Source organism: Embleya sp. NPDC050493 (genome assembly GCF_044458105.1).
In the GTDB taxonomy this organism is placed as follows: Bacteria; Actinomycetota; Actinomycetes; order Streptomycetales; family Streptomycetaceae; genus Embleya.
This window is the reverse complement of record NZ_JBITHP010000024.1, coordinates 142,320-161,836: the sequence shown is the minus strand read 5'-3', so window position 1 is coordinate 161,836 and position 19,517 is coordinate 142,320. Positions and strand designations below refer to the sequence as shown.

The 19,517-nt window shown below is 71.9% G+C and carries 9 protein-coding genes and 2 riboswitches; of the genes, 4 read left to right on the top strand and 5 right to left on the bottom strand.

Features of this window, described 5'->3' with window-relative positions; genetic code table 11:
* The first annotated feature begins 286 nt into the window (after positions 1–286).
* A riboswitch (cobalamin riboswitch) is annotated at positions 287–360 on the top strand.
* Between the two features lie 153 nt (positions 361–513).
* Positions 514–1,599 carry a peptidase gene (locus tag ACIBM5_RS35055; protein WP_396010713.1) on the top strand — a complete coding sequence of 362 codons (1,086 nt, stop codon included), beginning with the start codon at positions 514–516 and terminating at the stop codon, positions 1,597–1,599.
* 111 nt (positions 1,600–1,710) lie between these two features.
* Here the strand turns inward: ACIBM5_RS35055 and ACIBM5_RS35050 are convergent, their stop codons facing one another.
* On the bottom strand, positions 1,711–2,241 hold the full coding sequence (locus tag ACIBM5_RS35050; protein ID WP_396010712.1) for a flagellar hook-length control protein FliK: 531 nt from the start codon (positions 2,239–2,241) through the stop codon (positions 1,711–1,713).
* 148 nt (positions 2,242–2,389) lie between these two features.
* Positions 2,390–2,464, bottom strand: a riboswitch (cobalamin riboswitch).
* A 468-nt stretch (positions 2,465–2,932) separates the two neighbouring features.
* On the opposite strand from ACIBM5_RS35050, the gene ACIBM5_RS35045 reads away from it, so the two are divergent.
* The 3 genes from ACIBM5_RS35045 (at position 2,933) to ACIBM5_RS35035 (ending at position 7,040) form a co-directional block, all read left to right on the top strand.
* On the top strand, positions 2,933–4,909 hold the full coding sequence (locus ACIBM5_RS35045; protein WP_396010711.1) for a LodA/GoxA family CTQ-dependent oxidase: 1,977 nt from the start codon (positions 2,933–2,935) through the stop codon (positions 4,907–4,909).
* A 96-nt stretch (positions 4,910–5,005) separates the two neighbouring features.
* Positions 5,006–6,196, top strand: coding sequence for an NAD(P)/FAD-dependent oxidoreductase (locus tag ACIBM5_RS35040; RefSeq protein ID WP_396010710.1), 1,191 nt, complete (start codon positions 5,006–5,008; stop codon positions 6,194–6,196).
* 268 nt (positions 6,197–6,464) lie between these two features.
* A complete protein-coding gene (locus ACIBM5_RS35035; protein WP_396010709.1) occupies positions 6,465–7,040 on the top strand; it encodes a Uma2 family endonuclease in 576 nt (191 codons plus the stop codon).
* Positions 7,041–7,103: 63 nt separating this feature from the next.
* On the opposite strand, the gene ACIBM5_RS35030 is transcribed toward ACIBM5_RS35035, so the two are convergent.
* From ACIBM5_RS35030 to ACIBM5_RS35015, 4 genes are read right to left on the bottom strand one after another with little or no spacing between them, the layout of a single operon-like run.
* Positions 7,104–7,310, bottom strand: a complete 207-nt coding sequence (locus ACIBM5_RS35030; protein WP_396010708.1) for an MbtH family protein — start codon at positions 7,308–7,310, stop codon at positions 7,104–7,106.
* Positions 7,307–12,967, bottom strand: a complete 5,661-nt coding sequence (locus ACIBM5_RS35025) for an amino acid adenylation domain-containing protein (protein ID WP_396010707.1) — start codon at positions 12,965–12,967, stop codon at positions 7,307–7,309. The genes ACIBM5_RS35030 and ACIBM5_RS35025 overlap by 4 nt, the downstream gene beginning before the upstream one ends.
* Positions 12,964–16,356, bottom strand: a complete 3,393-nt coding sequence (locus ACIBM5_RS35020; protein ID WP_396010705.1) for an amino acid adenylation domain-containing protein — start codon at positions 16,354–16,356, stop codon at positions 12,964–12,966. Before ACIBM5_RS35020 ends, ACIBM5_RS35025 begins: the two co-directional genes overlap by 4 nt.
* Positions 16,353–19,517, bottom strand: coding sequence for an amino acid adenylation domain-containing protein (locus ACIBM5_RS35015; RefSeq protein ID WP_396010704.1), 3,165 nt, complete (start codon positions 19,515–19,517; stop codon positions 16,353–16,355). Before ACIBM5_RS35015 ends, ACIBM5_RS35020 begins: the two co-directional genes overlap by 4 nt.

Sequence of the window (19,517 nt, the reverse complement as noted above, 5' to 3'; positions counted from 1 at the left end):
GGGGGCCCGCCGGCGGTGGGGGCCGGGCGCGGGGGGGGGGGGGGCCCGCGGCGCCCCCGCCCCCCCCCCCCCCCCCCCCGGCTCGAACTCCGGGCTTCGGGACGGCGATCGGGGGCAAGGCTCGCCGAACCCCTGGCCGGAAACCGAGTTACCCTCGGCGACGAACTGTCCGTAGAGTGCGCAGCGTCTCGCCCGAGGAACATCGGTGTGACGGCGTCGTCCGATCCCGGGCAGCGCCGTGTCCGGCCGGTTCCGGGGCGCGGCGACCCGCGTCATCTTCGGCCGCAGGGAAAGTCCGGTGTGATTCCGGCGCTGACCCGCAGCGGTGGTCCGTCCTTGCGACGGCGAGCCCGAATGCCTGGGGCCGGAGCGTTCCACCTCCATTCCCCGTCGTGGTCTACGGGGCGGAGCCCTCGCGCCGCCGTGCCGAGACCGTCCTGCCCTCGGGGTCACGGTCGAACGCGTGGCACGTCCGCCGGGCATGCCGCTTCGCAGGCTCGGAAAGGCTTCGCCATGACGCTCACCCGATCCGGCCGGAAGATCTCCGCCCTCTTCGGCGGTCTGCTCCTCGCCGCCGCGACCGCCGTCGTACCCGCGACCGCCGACGCCGCCGCCCCGGCGCCCGCCGACCAGTCGGCGACCGCTTCGATCCTGGCCGGCAACCGCACCCGGGCCGCCGCGGGCTGGCTCGCCGGGCAACTCGTCGACGGAGAGCGGTTCGAGACGACCTTCGACGGGGTGACCTACCCCGACCAGGGTCTGACCATCGACGCGATCCTGGCGTTTGCCGCCGCGGGGGTGGCCGACCAGAGCGGGGCCAAGGCCACCACGTGGCTGGCCCGCCCGGAGATCCTCTCCGGCTACATCGGCGACGGCACGACCAACGCGTACGCCGGGGCCACCGCCAAACTGCTGCTCGCGGCGGAGGTGCGCGGCGCGAATCCGAGCAATTTCGGCGGCGTGGACCTCCCAACCCGGTTGCGCTCGCTGCAAGAGTCCTCGGGCCGGTTCACCGACACCTCCCCGTGGGGCGACTACAGCAACACGTTCAGCCAGTCGCTCGCGCTGCTGGCCCTGGATCGCACGCCCGCCGGCGCACCGACGGCCGCGGTCGACTTCCTGGCCGGCGCACACTGCGCGGACGGCGGGTTCCCGCTGAACTTCGGCCTCGCCACCTGCACCAGCGACGCGGACTCGACTGCGATGAGCGTGCAGGCGCTGGTCGCCACCGGCCGGCAGCAGGAGGCCACAGCGGGACTGAACTGGCTGGCCGCGCACCAGCTTTCCGACGGGGGCTTCGGCACGCCGGGCGCCACCACGTCCAACGCCAACAGCACCGGCCTGGCCGGGCAGGCCCTGCTTTCCTCGTGGCGGGTGGTACCCGGGCTGACCGCACGGCACTTCCTCATCCAGCGCCAGGTCGGCTGCTCGGCGACGCCCGCCACGCGAGGTGCCATCGCGTACGACGCCACCGGGTTCGACCCGTCCACCGCCACCCGGGCCACCGCCCAGGCGATACCGGGTCTGGCCGGCATCGGCTTCGCCGACCTGACCTCCGCGCACGCCCTGCCCGACGCACCGACCCTGAACTGCCCGTAGTCACCGTTTCGACCCGGGCCACCCGTGTCGTCGGTCGCCGAGCCGGACGACCGACGACGCGAGCCTCGCAAAGCGGGCCGAACACCCCCCATGGGCCGGGTCTGGGCCGTCCTACCGCGAGGGGGCCACGCGCGGCGGCGGATTGGTCGTAGTGGTCCTGTCCTTGGAGAAGGACCAACCCTCGAAGCTGCCCAGCGGAGGCTTGCGGTTGGACGCACCCCACGAGCTGTACGTCCAGGTGCCGTTGTTCGGCGCGTGCCAGTATGACCAATAGGCGCTTGCCAGCGGTGTGTTCAGGCACGGCTCGGTGTCCGGGCCGGGCTTGTTCTCGATCCGGCAGATGAACGCCTCGCCCCAGCGGGCAGTGCCCTGGATCTGGAAACCGGCGTTCTTCAGCGCGGCCAGTCCGGTGGCCTGATCACCCGGCGCACAGCGCACGAGGGTGGTGCCGCCGAGCTCCTGGAAGTCGACGATCACGGTCACGCCGTCGTTGGTCGGGCAGACGCCCGCACTGCCCTTGGTGGTGTCCACGGCGTACGCGCTCGACGCCGACACCGTGGCCTGCGCGGTGGCGGGCAATACCAACAGAGCCAGTGCGCCGAACAGTCGGCCGATTCGGCCCTTGTACCGGAAGATCTTCACGGACGGATTCCCTTCGTGCGATGGACGCGGGCGCGGACGGCGGGAACGGAGAGTCCCGGCGTCCGGCCGAAGCCAGGCGTCGGCCGCGGAATCCGGGCTTCAGCGTGCAGTCCACGACAGCTGGAGCCTTCGAGATCGAATGAACCCAGGCATTCCGACTCGTGGCGACCTGTCGGTCACCACCCACGGTTGCGGGACAGCGCCGGAATTCGACCGGCTTCCCCTGGGCTTCGAACATGTTGTTGTCGCACGACGATCCGAGCGGACCGCCGCGCACCGACGAACTGCGTCGGCGTCCGGAGCGTACGAGAGAGCACACCTTGCGGACAACCGTCGACCACCGGACCCCACCGTGCCGTTCGTCACCCGGACGGCGGATCCGAAATCGCCGGCTACCGGGCTCATCGGGCACTCGTTCCCCTCGCCCGGTCTCCGGTTCGCATACTGCGGGGTCGGGGCGATGTGGATGGGGGAAGCCGCACGAGTTCGCGGACTTCGGTCCCTTGCCCGCCCATCGATCGCACCGAATCCCGGGGTTGTCACCCGACTGGGTCTTGCGCCGACGATCGCGGGTTGGACAGCGTGGAGTTGCGCACACACGGCGTGTGACCACACGTCGGAACGAGCACACCCCGTACGGGCGCGCGCATCGGGCCCGGCGGCGTGGGCGGACGAGACCAGCGGGAGTGCTGTGAGCGACCGGAACGGCGACAGGCGAACGGACGACCGCATCGTCCGAGTACGGATCCATCCGGCCATCGGCATCGCGCGCGTGGGCAACAGCACGCGCCCGGACGGCTGGTACATCGGACCCGAGACCCCCGATCCGGAGCCCTTCCCGCCGGGCTTCGCCAAGGACGCGGACGGCGCGATCAAACGCCAGGCGGCCCGCTTCCGGCTGTACGGCCTCGCCGCCGACGGGCGCGTGGTGCGCGAAGTCACCGTCGCCGACCCGGGTACCCGGATCACGTGGGGCGTGCACGTGGCCAATCGCAAGGCCGCGTGGTACCAGTTCCAATTGCCGCTGGACATCCCCGACTCCCGGGATCCGGCGGCCAGGCCGTCCGCGCGCCGCAATCCGGGCGTCGCCGATCGCCGGACGCTGGTGATCGACCCCGGCCGCAAGACGCTCGATGCCGCGCCCGGCGGCCGAGTGCCGTTCACCGGCGGCCGGTTCCTGGGTCGGGTCGACGTCCCGCTGGGCGAGATGCGCACCGACGAGCACGGCCGACTGGTGGTGCTCGGCGGACTGGGCGCCTCCGGCTCGCCGGATCAGACGCCGCTGGCCTCGGTGACCAACAACGACGGTTGGTACGACGACATTTCGGATGGGCCGGTCACCGCCTCGGTCACCGTCGACGGTGTCGGCGTACCGGTGGACCCGGCCTGGGTGGTGGTCGCACCGCCGAACTTCGCGCCGGACGTGCGCACCGTGCGCACCCTCTACGACCTGCTCTTCGACGTGTTCGTCGAGAGCGGTCGACTGCCCTTCCCGGCCCGGGTCTCCTTCGGCGAGCACATCGAACCGATCCTGCGCCGGTTCTGCGAACTCCAGTGGGTCAACGCCGGGTTCGCGGCCAAGTTCGGGTGGGCAGGGCCCGACTACTTCCTCGCGCCCGAGGCACTGCGCCGGTTGTCCAGTCCCGCGCCCGAGCATCGCGAGACGCGCCGGCAGGTGTACACCGCGCTGCGCGACTACAAGCGCGACGACAAGTCACCGATGCCGTGGCCGTGGATCTACGGCGACGGCATGGCCAGTGTGCCCAGGACGGTGCGCCAGCACATGACGCTGTCGCCGACCCAGGACAAGCTGCTGCTCGCGTGGTCGCGCGGGGACTTCGACGCGACGCCGTTCGCCGGATACCCGCATCGCCTGGAGGACGCGCCACCGGCCGCGCAGCCGGGTCTGCTGGATCGGGCGGCATTGGACTTCTGCGTGGCGGACGCGTTCCATCCCGGCATCGAGGTGACCTGGCCGATCCGGCACGCGTCCATGTTCGGCGAGCCGTTCCGGATCCGGGTGCGGGCGGAGGGCGATCCCGATCCGGACTACGGCGACACGCTCACCCCGGACGCGGCGCTGGCCGCGAACGGCCCCTTGCACGCGCAGGGTCCGGGCGACCTCAGTCGATGGATGGCGGTGCCCTGGCAGACCGACACCGCGGGCTGCCGGGCGGGCTACGAGTCGCAGGCCGGGCTCGGGCCGCGCTACGACCCCTACGTGCCGACGTTCTGGCCCGCGCGGGTACCCAACCACGTGCTCAAGCAGAGCGACTACGAGACGGTCAATCGGCCGGACGGCACCGGATCGGCCGACCGCGAGGCCGCGTTCGCGCACCGCGCGGTCTGGTTGCGGGGACTGACCGGGACCACGCCCGAGGCGCAGCGTCGGCAGATGGTCGACGGTTGGTACAAGCTCGGCATCGTCGAGGTGCGGCCCTACACGGTCGGCGACGGCCGGTTCCCGGCGCGCATGCAGGTCGAGTCGCCGCCGGAACCGCCTTTCGATCAGGCCTCGGACGCGAACAACCTGGTCAATGTCCACGTGCCGGAGCCCGCTGCGGCCGATGCGGTCATCCGTGGCGTCGCCGACGCCACCGGGCAACATGCGGCGGACGTGACCGTGGGCTACGTCGACAACATCGACCCGTATCTGGACTCGCCGTGACCGGCGTCGGTTCGGGCGCTGCCTCGTGCACCGCGCCGAGTGCCGCGTCCGGCGTGGGGTGCGGGTGACCGGCGTCGGCTCGGGAGCGGGCTTCCCGTGACCGGGGTCGAGGTGCCGGGCGGGCGTCGGCGGCGCTATGACGTCGTGGTTGCCGGTGGCGGGCCGGCCGGTGCCTCGGCCGCGATCACGCTCGCACGCGCCGGTCGTTCGGTGCTGCTCGCCGACGCGGGTGGCGGGCCGCCCTCGGTCGGCGAGGCGCTGCCGGGTGCGGCCCGGGTGCTGCTGGCCGACCTGGGGGTCGGCGAGCACGTCCCCGGGCCCGGCCATCTCACCTGCTACGCCACGCTGTCCGCGTGGGGGTCGGCGCGGCCCACCACGGTCTCCGCGATCCACGACCCGAACGGGCCCGGCCGGCACCTGGATCGCCCGTTGTTCGACCGCCGGTTGCGCGATGGTGCCCGTGCGGCCGGTGCCGAGGTGGTCGAGCACACCCCGGTCGGCGCGCCGGTGCGGCGGCCGGACGGCACCTGGTCGGTGCCGCTGGGTCGGCCCGGCCGGCGCGAAGTGGTGGGTTGTGACTGGGTCGTCGACGCGACCGGACGCCGTGCGACGGTCGCGACCGGAAGCGGCGGCGCCCGGCGCCACACGCACGACGCGCTGGTCGCACTGCACCTGACCCTGGCCGATCCCACCGAGCCCGACACCGACGCGAGCACCCTGGTCGAATCCGGCGCGGACGGTTGGTGGTACACCGCGCTGCTGCCCGGCGACCGGCGCCTGGTGGTCTACTTCACCGACGCCGACCTGCCCGCCGCGCGAGCGGGTGACCCGGCCCGCTTCCGGGCTCTCCTCGCCGAGACGAGCCGGGTCGGGCGCCGGCTGGCCGGATGGCCACTGCCCGCGCACGCGGCGCCGCGCCGGGCACCCGCCCACGGTGCGCATCTGGACCGCGTCTGCGGTGCCGGCTGGATCGCGGTGGGCGACGCCGCAGCCGCCTTCGATCCGCTGTCCGCACAGGGCATCCTCAGCGCGCTGTACACCGGCCTGACCGCCGGCCACACCGTCGACGCGTGTCTGGCGGGCCGCCGAGATGCGCCCGACGTGTACCGGGCCCGGCTCGCGGACCTGCTTCGGGCCTACCGCCGCAACCACCGCGACGCATACGCGGCCGAACGCCGTTGGTCCGACCACCCGTTCTGGCAACGACGCCATCTCGCCCCGCCCCAAAGCGAGTTCGAGCCCACGTCCGAAACCGAGCCCACCGAGACCCACTCCGAGGTCGGCTGACCGAGGACGACGACCGGTGGACGCGCCACACCGGCCGAAAGGCAATCCACCGGCGGTCGACTCGCCGGTCTGCCCCGTCGACGACCGGCGCGAGTCGGCCAACTCACCCGTTCGGGTGACTCCCGTCGGGAAGCCGGTCTGTCGAGCACATACGTGCGTACGGTTTCGATTCGACGGCGGTACATCGGCCCGGTTCATGGCCCGATGTGCGGTCGGCGGTAATCATGGAGACATGACGCGACGCGAGCCACAGGGACGGAGGCCACCGGTGACCACGGTGACCGCACGTGCAGGCATGCCCGTCGAGGAGTTCGAAGGCATTGCCCGCGACACCGCCGAGTCGGTACGACTGGAATTCATCGGCGGCAGGGTGGGAGTAAAGGCAATGCCCGACGGCGATCACGACGAATTCGTCGTCTGGCTGATCGAAGAGTTTGCGCGACAGCAGCGCAAGCTCTCGGTCTACCCCGAGCGCGGCCTGAAGATCGAAAAATATCGAAAGGGCAGAGCTCGCCCCGATTGCACTGTTGCCCCCAAGCGCAGCTTCGTCGGGCACGGCGAGTGGGCCGACCCGTCAGCGGTGCTCATGGTCGTGGAGGTGACCTCTTTCGACCCGGATACCGACCGTCGGGATCGCGCGGACAAGCCCCGCGCATATGCCGAGACGGACATTCCGATCTACCTACTGATCGACCGTGACAGCTGCGAGACCGTCCTGCACAGCGATCCCGCGGGCGGAACCTACACCACCATCGTCACGCGCCCCTTCGGGAAAATCGTGCATCTTCCCTCGCCCGTCGACCTCGCGCTGGAGACCGACGAACTCTTGGACCTGGTTCGGTGACGCGCCGATCTCGGCGGTGAGCCCCCATGAAGGCTCACCATGAAGGCTCACCGCCGCGGGTGGTCAGAGCCGAGTCGACTCGCGCGTGCTGCGTGGGCGCATGTCGGTCCAGACCTCGTCGATGTGGGCGAGGCAGGCCGGGCGGGTGCCGGTGAAGCCTTCCGGTCGCCAGCCGGCCGGGATGTCGCCGTCGGTGGCCCAGACCGAGTATTGGTCCTCGTCGTTGATCACCACTCGGTAGTGGCGTTCGGACTCGTCGTTGGTGGTCATACCTTCTCCAGTTCGGGTTCGGGTTGTTCGCGGACGGGTGGCGGCGTCGTCGACGCGTCCGCACGCTTCCTGCGGCGTTCCTCGATGCCGATCAGGTCGTCCGGCATCGCGTCCGGGACCTCGTCGTCGAATCCGGCGATCACCCGGTGCCGGAACGAGGCGAGCGCGAGCAGGATCATCGCCGACGCGCACAGCAGGTACAGGAACCCGGTGCCGCGGCCCTCGCCGACCCCGATCACCCGGCCGACGCTGGATGCCAGCGCGCCGTCCGGGGTGAACAGCGGTTCGAGCAGGTGCACCGCCAGCGGCGCGATCACCCCGAAGCCCAGCGGGAGCGTGGACCACGCCACCATCGTGTTCAGCGCGATCACTCGGCCGTGGAATCGCTGTGGCACCTTGACCTGGATGATCGTCGCGTAGATGCCGTTGAGCAGGGACAGTCCGAAGAACACCCCGAAGAATCCGACGCCGACCAGCACCGGCGAGGGCCGCAGGCCGGCCACGAAGGCGAAGACCGCGATCAGCACGGTGGCCAGCAGGATGCCGTGCATCCGGCGATGCCGCGGGCCTCCCCACACCCCCATCGCCAAGCCGCCGAGCAGCGCACCCGCGCCCGCCGCGACGCCGACCGCGCCTGCGGTGTGCACCGACCCGAAGGACAACACCAGCGGTGTCATCAGCACCAGCATCGGCGCCAGGAACACGTTCAACAGCGCGAAGTAGAGCAGCATGGTGCGGAACCCGGCGTGCCCCATCGAGTAGCGCACCCCGTTGGCGATCTCCTTGACCATGCTCTCGCGCCGGGTCTGCGCCATCGTGTCGGGGAACGGCACGAACGCGACCACCGTCACCGCGATCACGAACGTGCTGATGTCGATCGCCAGAATCCCGCCGAGTCCGATGCTCGCCAGCAGCGCGACCGCGATCAGCGGCACGACCAACTGCGCCAGCCCGGTGCTCATTTGCACGATGCCGTTGGCGTGACCCAGATAGCGTTTGGGCACCAGCTGAGGCACCGCCGAGTTGTAGGCGAGGCGTTGGAAGGTGGCGGTCACCGACAACACCACCAGCAGTCCGTACACCGCGCCCACGCCCAGATGGCCGCTCCACAGCAGCAGCGCCATCACCACTTGTACCGCTCCCGCCGCGCAGTCCGCGGCCAGCATCACCGCCCGGCGACTGTTGCGGTCCACCACCGCGCCCGCCAACGGCGCCACCACGATGCCCGGCACCAGCGCCAGCACCGAGAACAGCGCGAATTGGGTGAGCGAATCGGTGCGCAGATAGATCCAGATCGGGATGGCGAACTCGGTCAGCGCCGACCCGGTGATCGAGGCGAGCTGCCCGAGGGCCACCGCCATGAACCGACCCATGCTCGGCCGCACGGCCGGTGGCCGAGCCGACCGGGCTTCGGCAGCCGCGGACCCGCTCCCGGCGCCTGCGCCCTTGCCAGTGCCTGCGCCCACGCTCGCGTCCGCGCCGGGACTGCCCGCGCCCGTGCCGCCCGACACCCCCTGCAACCACCACCCCGCGTCCGCACCGCGCGCGTCCCGGGTCAGCGGCTCGGTCCGGTCCCGGGCCACCGCCTCGTGTGTCGCGGTGACGATCTCGGCCAACTCGTCCGCCCGATAGCGCAGGAAGTAGTGGCCCGCCTCGTCGATCACCACCAGCGCCGTGGCGTCGGCCATGAAGTGCCACTCGCGGTAGCGCTCCTGGTAGAACTCGGTGCTGGGGTCGCGCTCGCCGATCACCGAGATCACCGGCGCCGCCAACGGCCGCATGCCCTCGGCCATCCGCCGGGTGAAATACTCCTCCGAGGTCCGCCCGTCCTTGCGCATGTTGCGGACGATGAAGGTGACCTGTTCCTCGTCCAGGTCGCCGAGGTCCGCGCCCATCGAGGTCAGCCAGTTCAGATGCACCCGGTCCCCGCGCAGCCGCTCCAGTCCGGCGAATCGCGACAGCGCGCCGAGCACGCCGCCCTCGGGTCGGGCGAACGGGAAGATCGCGCCCAGGTACACCGCCTCCAACCGGCGCCCCGACTCCTCCAGGAGGTGTGCGATCTGCGCGGTCAGCGCGCTGCCCACCCCGCAGTGCCCGTACAGCGCCAGCGGTCCCTCGACCCGGGCCAGGATCTCGTCCACGCACTCCTGCGCGACCTCCTCGATCGGCCTGGGCGCCTCCGGCATGGACAGGTCGTGACCGGGAATCGCCACCGAGTACAGCGAGTGCCCGGCGGGCAGCGCATCGGCCAGCGGCTGATACACCACCGCGCTGCCACCGCCGTAGGGCACGCACACCAGCGAGAGTACCCGCTGCGCCGCCGGCACCGGCCGGGTCAACTCGTGCAGCAGCGAGCGTGGTTCGTCCTCGCCGACCGGGCGATCGATCAGTGCCGCCAGCTCGCGCACGGTCCGGTGCTTGAACAGCTCCAACAGGCTGACCTGCCGGCTGCCGGGCGGCAACGCCTTGCGCAGTCGGGCCAACACCTGCATCGCCAGCAGCGAATGGCCGCCCAGTTCGAAGAAGTCGTCGGTGACGCCGACCGAGGCGAGGTCGAGCACCGACGTCCAGATCCCGACCAGGGCCTCCTCGGTCGCGCCGACCGGGGCCACCCGCTCGCCGCCGTCCGCCCCGGCCCCGGCGTCCGGTTCCGGCAGCAGCGCCCGATCCACCTTGCCGTGCGCCTTCAGCGGCAGTCGGTCGAGCCAGACGAAGCGGGACGGCACCATGTACTCGGGCAGTCGAACGAGCAGTTCCCGGCGCAGGTCGGCGGTGGCCGGCGGCTCGCCGGAACGGTCCTCGGCCGGCACCAGGTAGGCGATCAGCCGCTGCGCCCCCGCGGGACCCCGGGCATCGACCACGGCCTGTCCGACGGCGGGTTGCGCGCGCAAGGCCTCCTCGATCTCGGCCGGCTCCACCCGATAGCCGCGAATCTTGACCTGTTGGTCGCTGCGCCCGAGGAACTCCACGTCGCCACCGGGCAGATATCGCCCCAGGTCGCCGGTCCGGTACAGCCGCCCGCCCGGCGGTCCGAACGGGTCGGGTACGAACCGGTCCGCGGTGGCCCCAGGTTGACCCAGGTAGCCGCGCGCCAGCCGCTCGCCGCCGATGTGGATCTCCCCGGTGACCCCGATGGGCACCGGTTGCAGGTGTGCGTCCAGCAGGTACACCCGCGTGTTCGGGAGCGGTCGACCGATCGGCGTCACCGTCGAGATCGGCTCGTCCTGCGGATCGACCCGATAGGTGGTCACGCCGACCGTGGTCTCGGTCGGCCCGTAGTGGTTGACCACCGCGCACCCGCCGATCGCGGCCAGGTCCCGCGCCCACTCCCAGGACGAGCCCTCACCGCCGAGGATCAACAACCGGCGGGGCAGGAGATGTTCGGCGCCGACCTCGGCGGCCAGTCCGGCCAGGTGCGAGGGCGTCATCTTCAGGTAGTCGACCGGATGCCGACTCAGCCGGTCGGCGAACTCCGCGCCGGACAACCGCTTGGGGATCAGGTGAAGTTCGCCGCCGGTGGTCCAGGCCAGGTACAGCGCGGTGATCGCGAAGTCGAAGGACAACGACTGGGCCAGGCCGAAGACGGATCCGGGCACCACCTCGAACCGCTCGCGTACGCCGTCCAGATAGGCCAGCACTTCGCGGTGCTGCACGGCGACGCCCTTGGGCCGGCCGGTGGAGCCGGACGTGTAGATCACATAGGCCAGGTTCCCCGGCCCGGCCGCCGGCGCAGGGCCCGAGTCCGGTTCCCGCGCGTCGATCGCGGCCTGTTCGCGGTCCAGCAGGATCACCGTTCCGGTGTACCCCGCCGTGCGCTCGCGCAGCGCGGTGTCCGTCACCAACACCCGCACATCGGCGTCGGCGAGCATGAACGCCAGTCGTTCCACCGGCTGTTCGGGGTCGAGGGGGAGATACGCCCCACCCGCCTTGAGCACGGCCAGGACCGCCACCGCGAGGTCGAGCGACTGTTCCAGGCACAGTGCGACCGGTGTCTCCGGGCCGACCCCGCACCCGCGCAGGTAGCGGGCGAGCCGCTCGGCGCGGGCGTCGAGTTCGCCGTAGTCGAGGGTGCGCCCCTCATGGGTCACCGCCGGCGCGCGCGGATCGAGGGCCACCCTGGCCTCGATCGCGGCGGCGAGCGTGGGGTGTTCGGGCAGCGCCCGAGCGGTGTCGTTCCAGCCCGTCACCAGTTGGAACCGCTCCTGCGGTTCGAGCAGGTCGATTCGGGACAGCGACGTATGCGGGTCCGCGACCACCGCCCGCAGCAGTGTGGTCAGATGCCCGACGAGCCGGGCCACCGTGCTCGCGTCGAACAGGTCGGTGTTGTAGGTGAGCAGGCCGTGCATCCCGGCGGCGGCCTCGAACACGAACAGGCTCAGGTCGAACCGGGTCACCCGGGAATCGCCGCTGAACCACTCGTGGCCGAGCCCGGCGAAGCCTCGTTCCCCGCGCCCGTAGTTCTGCAGCGCGAAGGTGACCTGGAACAGCGGCGTGCGACTGACGTCGCGGGTCACGTTCTGGTCCCGGACCACCTGGTCGAACGGCAGATCCTGGTGTGCGTAGGCATCCAGGCTGCTCTCCCTGACCCGGCCCAGGAGTTCGGCGAAGGTGGGATCCCCCGCCAGCGGCGCTCGCATGGCCAGCATGTTGACGAACATGCCGATCATCGGTTCCAGGTCCGGGTGCGGACGTCCGGCGATCGGCGAGCCGACCGCGAAGTCGCTCTGGCCGCCGTGCCGGGACAACACCGCCTGCCACGCCGCGAGCAGCGTCATGTACGTCGTGGCGCCGTGTGCACGGCCCAACTCAACGATGGCGGCAGCAAGTTCCGCGTCCAGAGTGAAGGCGTGCGCGTCGCCGGTGAAGGTCTGCTGCGCCGGTCGGGGACGGTCGGTGGGCAGCGCCAGCGTACCCAGCCCGGTCAGTCGATCCCGCCAATAGCGGGCGGCCCGCTCGCCTTCGGGACCGGCCAGGCGCTGCTGCTGCCAGGCCGCGTAGTCGCCGTATCGAACCGCCGGTTCGGTCAGGGGCGATTCCAGACCGGTCGTGAACGCGTTGTAGTCGTCCATCAGTTCGTTGACGAGCAGGTGCACCGACCAGCCGTCGCCGACCAGGTGGTGCAGGACCACCACCAGTACGGTGTCCTCCGAGTCCAACCGCACCAGTGCGGCGCGCACCAGCGGAGGCACCTCCAGGTGGAACGGACGGGCGAACTCCGCGCCCACGAGGGCCGACGCCCAGCGCTCCCGGCCCTCGGCGTCGAGATGCTCGTCGGGCGTATGCCGGGCCACGGTGAGCGGCAGCGGCGGATGCACGGTGGCCACCGGTCGGCCGTCCGCACTGGTGGCGAACGTGGTGCGCAGGCTGTCGTGCCGGGTCAGCAGCGCGTTCAAGGCCCGGTCCAGTGCCTGCTCGTCGAGCCGCCCACGCAGCCGCAGTGCGAACGGGATGGTGTACGCGGCGGTTCCCGGCGTCAGGTTCTCCATGAACCACAGCGGGATCTGTGCCGAGGACAGCGGTACTTCGGCCCTGTCCGGCAGTCGGGGGATCGATGCGGGGGCGGCCGTGCCGGATCTGCGCAGCCGCTGTTCGAGCAGGGTGCGCTTGGCGACCGAGAGTTCGCCGGGACGAGTCGCCGGCGCCGGGGTAAGCGTCATCGCGGGTCTCCTGTCTCGGCCTGGTCCAGCACCAGTCGCTCGGCGTCCGCTTCGGAGAGGGTGTCGAGTTCGGCCAGCAGCAGTTCCTCGACCGACGCGGCCAGTCCGGCCACCGTGGGATCGGCGAACAGGGCGCGGATCGGCACGGTCAGTTCGATCGCCGCGCCGAGCCGGGCCACCGCGCGAGTGGCCAGCAGCGAGTGGCCGCCGAGTGCGAAGAAGTCGTCGAGCGCGCCGACCCGCTCCAGGCCGAGCACGTCGGCGAAGGTCTCCGCGACCAGCTCCTCGGCGCTGCCCCGCGGCGCCACGAACGAGGCTGCCGACGGGGCGCGTTGTTCGGGTGCGGGCAATGCGGCCCGGTCGAGCTTGCCGTTCGCGGTCAACGGCAGCCGCTCCAGCACCACGAACGCGGCGGGCAGCAGGTACGCGGGCAACGTCCGGGCCAGCGCTGCCCGTACCGCCGCCGGGTCCGGCGGATCGGCCGCCGGGGTGCCGGGCACCAGATAGGCGACCAGTCGTGGATCGCCCGGCTCGTCCCACAGCAGTACCGCCGCCTGGGCGATGTCCGGTTGCGCGACCAGGGCCGCCTCGATCTCGCCGAGTTCGATCCGGTAGCCGCGCAGCTTGACCTGTTGGTCGGTGCGGCCGAGGAACTCCAGTTGCCCGTCCGGGCGTTGCCGCGCACGATCGCCGGTGCGATAGAGCCGGGAGCCGGGTGGGCCGTACGGGTCGGGCACGAAGTGCAGCCCGGTCTGGCCCGGGCGGCCCAGGTATCCCCGGGCGGGTCCGATGCCGCCGATGCACAACTCGCCCGGTACGCCCGGCGGCACGGGTTCGAGATGCCGGTCCAGCACGTGCACGCGGGTGCCGGCCAACGGGCGCCCGATCGGTGGTCGGGTGCCGTCCCAGGGTTCGGCGCGCGGGCCGGCCAGGGTGGCCGACGTGGCGATCACCGCGGTCTCGGTGGGACCGTACGTGTTGACCAGGTCGACCCGGTCGCCGAACACCTCGCGCCAGCGCCGCGTCGAGGCCACGTCCGCCTGATCGCCGCCGATGATCAGCAGCCGCAGTGCCTTCGGCCAGGGCAGGCCCGGGGTCTGTGCGACCAGTTCGTGCCAGTAGGACGTGGGCAGGTCGAGCACGGTCAGCGAGCGACCGGCATCGGTGCCGAAGAAGTCCGGCAGCAGCCCGTCGGCGGGGGCGAGCACCAGGGTCGCACCGCTCAGCAGCGTCGGATACACCTCCTCGACGTGCGTGTCGAAGCCGAACGAGGCGAACTGCAACACCCGGTCGGTGGGGCCGGTCCGGTAGCGCTCGCGCATCCAGGCCACCCGGGCGGCCAGCGCCTCCCGGGTGATCAGGGTGCCCTTGGGTCGGCCGGTGGAGCCTGAGGTGTAGACGAGGTAGGCGAGATGGTCGGGACCGGCGAGCGGGGGGCGCGGTGAATCCTGCGCCTCGTCGCGGTCCACGTCTGCGGACCGGTCCCCACCTGCGTCCCGGCCCCCGTCGCGGTCTCCCTCGCGATCTGCGTCCCGCTCTCCGTCGCGACCACCGACGACGTCTGCGTCCAAGAGCAGCATCGCAGGCGCCACGTCGGCAAAGCGGTCCGCGAACTCTGGGCGGCACAACACACGTTGGGCCGCGCTGTCGGCCAGCATGTAGGCGATGCGCTCGGTCGGCAGCGCGGGATCCACCGCGAGGTAGGCACCGCCCGCCTTGAGCACCGCGAGCAGCGCGACGATCGTCTCGATCGAGCGCTCGGCGCACACCGCGACCACCGAGTCCGGGCCGGTGCCGCCGCGCCGCAGTTCCCGGGCCAGCCGGTTCGCCCGGGCGTCCAGGTCGGCGTAGCCGATCCGGGTGTCGCCGCACTCGACCGCATCGGCCTGCGGGGTGCGCAGCGCCTGTGCCTCGAAGGCCGCGATCGGGTCCGGGCATTCGCCCGGCTGCGGTCCGGACGAGGCGCCCAAAACCCGGGCCCGCTCGGCGGGCGGCAGCAGCGGCAGTCGGGACAGCGGCGTGTCCGGGTCCGCAACCGCGCCCCGGAGCAGCGTCTCGAAGCAGCGCGCGAGCCGGGCCACGGTCTCGGGCACGAAGCGTTCGGTGTCGTAGACGAACTCGACGACCAATTCGTCGTCTTGCGGCCACACCTCCAGGGTCAGATCGAACTTGGCCTGCCGGAACCCGGATTCGAAGACCTCCGCGGTCACCTCGCCGAGCCGCAACCCGGGGCCCGCGGGCGGGCGAAGCACCAGCATGGTCTGGAACACCGGTGGGCTGTCCGGATCGCGCTCCACGTCCAAGGCGGCGAGGAGCCGTTCGAACGGCACGTCCTGGTACTGGAACGCCTGGAGTGCCACCGTCCGGGTGCCGGCCAGGAAAGCCCGGAACGTGGGATCACCGGCGGTGCTGCCGCGCAGGACCAGGGTATTGAGGAAATAGCCGACCAGCGGTTCGTACTCCTCCTCGTCCCGGCCCGCCAGCGGCGAGCCCACACACACGTCCTCCTGATCGCAGTAGCGCGCGAGCAGGGTCTGATAGGCGGCGAGCAGGGTCATGTACAGGGTGACCCGTTCCCGGCGGGCGAGTTGCTCGACACCGGTGCGCAGTTCGGCGGGCAGGTGGTGGGTGACCGTGCCGCCGCGCCCGGCGTGGCCGCCGCCGACGCGGGGGCGGTCGGCGGGCAGGTCCAGGGTCGGTGCTCCGGCGAGTTCGCGGGTCCAGTAGGTCAGCCGTTCGTCGAATCCCGGCGCGTCGACGAGTTCGCGTTGGCGCCGCACGTAGTCGACGTAGCTCAGCGGCAGCGGTTCCAGCGGCGACGGTCGACCGGCCGTGAAGGCCGCGTAGAGGACGCCCAATTCGGCCTCCAGGACGTTCATCGACCAACCGTCGGCGACGATGTGGTGCAGGACCAGGCAGAACACGTGGTCGTACCCGTCCTCGTCCAGGCGCAGCAGGCTCGCCCGCAGCAGTGGGCCCCGGGCCACGTCGAAGGCACGATTGGTGCGTTCGGCGACCAGTTCGCGGGCGTGCCGCTCGCGTTCGGTCGGCATGCCGTCGACGGCCACCCGTTCCAGCACGAAGTCGCCGGGCGGGCCGATCACCTGGGCGGGCACGCCGTCCTCGTCCGGAAACGTGGCCCGCAGACTGTCGTGCCGCGCGAGCAGTTCGGCCAGCGAGCGCTCGAAGGCGTCGACGTCCAGCGGTCCGCGCAGTCGGTGGATCTGGAACATGTTGAAGGCGGCGTCACCGGGATTGAGCCGGTCCAGCAGCCAGAGCCGTTCCTGCCCCGCCGACAGCGGTGCGCGGGCGGAGCGTTCGGGTCGGTGCACGGTCTGCCGCGCGGGCCGGTGCGGGTGCGGGTCTTGGCTTCGGGATGGGGTGTTCATGGCCGCCGTTCGCTTTGCATCGCGGAGACCGCGCTGGTGAGTCCGTTGATGGTCGGGGATTCGAAGAAGACGTGCAGCGGTACGTCCACACCCAGGCGCTTGCGGATCCGTGCGCCGATCCGGGTGACGGTGAGCGAGTGACCGCCGAGGTCGAACAGGTCCTCGTCGGGGCGGATGTCGTCCAGCCCGAGCACTTCGCGCCAGATGGCGGTGATCTCGGCGGCCGGGCCGGGGTCGATGCCCGGTGGGGCCGCCGGATCCGGGTCGGGCTCCGGGTCCGCCGCCCGCACTCGCGCCGGCGCCGGGAGCTCGGCCCGGTCCAGCTTGCCGTTGGGGGTCAGCGGCAGACGCTCCAACACGACGAAGGCGCTCGGCACCAGTGCGCGGGGCAGCGTCGCGGCCAGGTGTACTCGTAGTTCGGCCGGACTCGGGGCGATGCCCGCGCGCGGTACCAGGTAGGCCACCAGATGCGGCTCGTCGGTCCCGTCCTGCCGGGCCACCGCGGCGGCCGTCGCGATGTCCGGGTGCGCGAGCAACGCCGCCTCGATCTCGCCGAGTTCGATCCGGTGTCCGAGGATCTTGACCTGGTGGTCGACCCGGCCCAGGAACTCGATCCGGCCGTCCGCGCGGTGGCGGGCCCGGTCGCCGGTGCGATACATCCGGCTGCCGGGCGGGCCGAACGGGTCCGGGCCGAACCGGTCGGCGGTGGCGCCGGGCAGGTGTCGGTAGCCGCGGGCGAGTCCGCTGCCGCCGATGTACAGGTCGCCCTCGACGCCGATCGGGACCGGTGCCGCCTCGGCATCCAGGATGTACATCCGGGTGTTGGCGATCGGGCGGCCGATGGTCACCTCGTCGGCGTCCGGACCGATCTCCGCGGTACTGGACCACACCGTCGTCTCGGTCGGTCCGTACGCGTTCACCAACCGCGCGGCTCGGGACCGCAGTTCGCGGGCGAGCGGAAGCGGGAGTGCCTCGCCGCCGGCGACCGCGACCACGGCGGGCTCCGCGAAGCCGGCGTCGAGCAACATCCGCCATCCGGACGGTGTGGCCTGCACATGGGAGACGTGTTCGTCCCGGATCAGTCGGAGCAACGCCCGACCGTCGCGTACTTCGCCGTCTCGGGCGAGGACCAGCAGGCCGCCGGTGATCAGCGGTACGTACAGTTCCACGGCGGAGATGTCGAACGAGGCCGAGGTCAGCCCGAGCCACACCGGGTCGTGTTCGCCGGCCAACGTGTCCCGCATCGAGGCGAGCAGGTTGGTCAGCGCGCCGTGCTCGATCTCCACGCCCTTGGGCCGGCCGGTGGAGCCGGAGGTGGCCAGCACGTAGGCCAGGTCGCCGGGTGCCGGCGGCACGTGGGATCGGGCCGTCCCGGCCGTCGCGGTGTCGATCTCGTCGATCTCGTCGATCAGCAGCGCGTCGGCGGCGTGTTCGGGGAATCGAATGAGCAGGTCGCGTTCGGTCAGCAGCACGGTCGCGGCGCAGTCGCCGAGCACGCTCGCCAGCCGCGCCGACGGATATTCGGGGTCCAGGGGCAGATAGCCGGCGCCGGTTCGCAGGACGCCCAGCAGGGCCGTCGGCAGCGCGGCGGTGCGCCGTACGCAGACCGCCACCAGATCGCCCGCTCCGATGCCGGCGGTGCGCAGCCGCCGGGCGATCGCCTCCACGGCCGCGTCCAGCCGGGCGTAGGTCAGTCGTTCGGCACCGCAGTGCACCGCCGGTGCGTTCGGGGTGCGGGCGGCCTGCGCGGCGAAGAGTTCGGGCAGGGTCGCGCGGTCGGCGGCCCGGGCGGTGTCGTTCCAGTCGACCAGGACCGTGCTGCGTTCCCGATCGGTCGGCACCGCGAGTCGGGACAGCGGGGTGTCCGGGTCCGCGACGATCGCGCGCAGCAGGGTGAGGTAGTGGCCCGCGATCCGTTCGGCCGCGCCCCGGTCGAGGGCGTCGGTGGCGAAGTGCAGGTGCAGCGCGAGCCGGTCGGGGTCGTCCAGGCATTGCAGATGCAGATCGCCGCGCACGGCGTGGTTGAACATGGTCCAGTCGATCGACGCGGGCACACCCGCGAACTCGGGCACCTCGGTACGCCGGCGGTAGCTCATCGACACCGGCGCCAGAGCCGGGCGCGGCGTGAGCCCGGCCACCGCCCGGCCCAGTGGCACGTCGCGCACCCGGTACAGCTCTCGCAGGTCCGCGCGCAGCGCCCGACCGAAGTCGGCGAACGCGGTGTTCGGCGACGGGTGGCTGTGTACCGGGAGTTCGTTGACGTACGGGCCGATCCGGTCGCGGGTGTCCGGCGTGCGGGTGCCCAGACCGATGGCGACCGTGGGGTGTTCGTTGCCGTAGCGCCACAGCAGCACGTGCAGCGCGCCGAGGAGCAGCGCGAACGAGCTGAGACCCAGCAGTTCGGCGGTGCCGGCGAGGTCGCGCCGCAGTGTGTCGTCGACGGGGATCGGCACCGACTCGCCGGGTCCGCCGTCGGTTCCGGCGCGGGCCGCGCCGGGCAGCCGCATCGGTGGCGGGTCCTGGGCCTCGGCGGCGAAGCGCTCCTTGGCGAGCGCGACGCGACGGGTGAACTCCGCCGCCTCGCGGGCGATGCGCTCGGCGTCGGCGCATTCCGCGCGCTCCGCCGGGTCCGGCTTGATGCCGGTGGCGAACGCGGCATAAAGCGCGCCGAGTTCGCGGACCAGGATGTCCTTGGAGCCGCCGTCGAAGGCCAGATGGTGGACCACGACCAGCAGCAGCCGGTGGTCCGGGCCCGCGTCCAGCAGGGTGAAGCGCGCCGGCGGGGCGGAGCCGAGTTCGAACGGGCGCGTCGACTCGCGCCGGATCAGCTCCGCGACGGCTTCCGCGCGCCGCTCGGCGGCCGACGCGGGCAGGGTACGGGTCACCAGTCGGGGCATGGTGTCGGCGGGGACCAGCCACAGTTCGCCGTCGTCTTCGCGCAGCACGCTGCCCAGGACCGGGTGGCGGGCGACCAGGGCGTCGCAGGCGTCGGCCAGGGCCGCCGGGTCGAGGTCGCCGGTGAACCGGATGGCGAGCGGCATGTGGTGGGCGGTGCCGGTGTGCCCGGCGAGTTCGGTGAACCGGATCCCGTGTTGCGCCGGGGTCGCCGCGGCGCGGTCGAGGGGTTCCGGCGGCAGGGGTACCGGCTGGGACTTGCGCAT

Bases quoted from the DNA above. Each gene is read 5' to 3' on its own strand.
- ACIBM5_RS35025 (WP_396010707.1), bottom strand. From the start codon at position 12,967: ATGACGCTTACCCCGGCGCCGGCGACTCGTCCCGGCGAACTCTCGGTC.
- ACIBM5_RS35055 (WP_396010713.1), top strand. From the start codon at position 514: ATGACGCTCACCCGATCCGGCCGGAAGATCTCCGCCCTCTTCGGCGGT.
- ACIBM5_RS35030 (WP_396010708.1), bottom strand. From the start codon at position 7,310: ATGACCACCAACGACGAGTCCGAACGCCACTACCGAGTGGTGATCAAC.
- ACIBM5_RS35015 (WP_396010704.1), bottom strand. From the start codon at position 19,517: ATGCGCAAGTCCCAGCCGGTACCCCTGCCGCCGGAACCCCTCGACCGC.
- ACIBM5_RS35020 (WP_396010705.1), bottom strand. From the start codon at position 16,356: ATGAACACCCCATCCCGAAGCCAAGACCCGCACCCGCACCGGCCCGCG.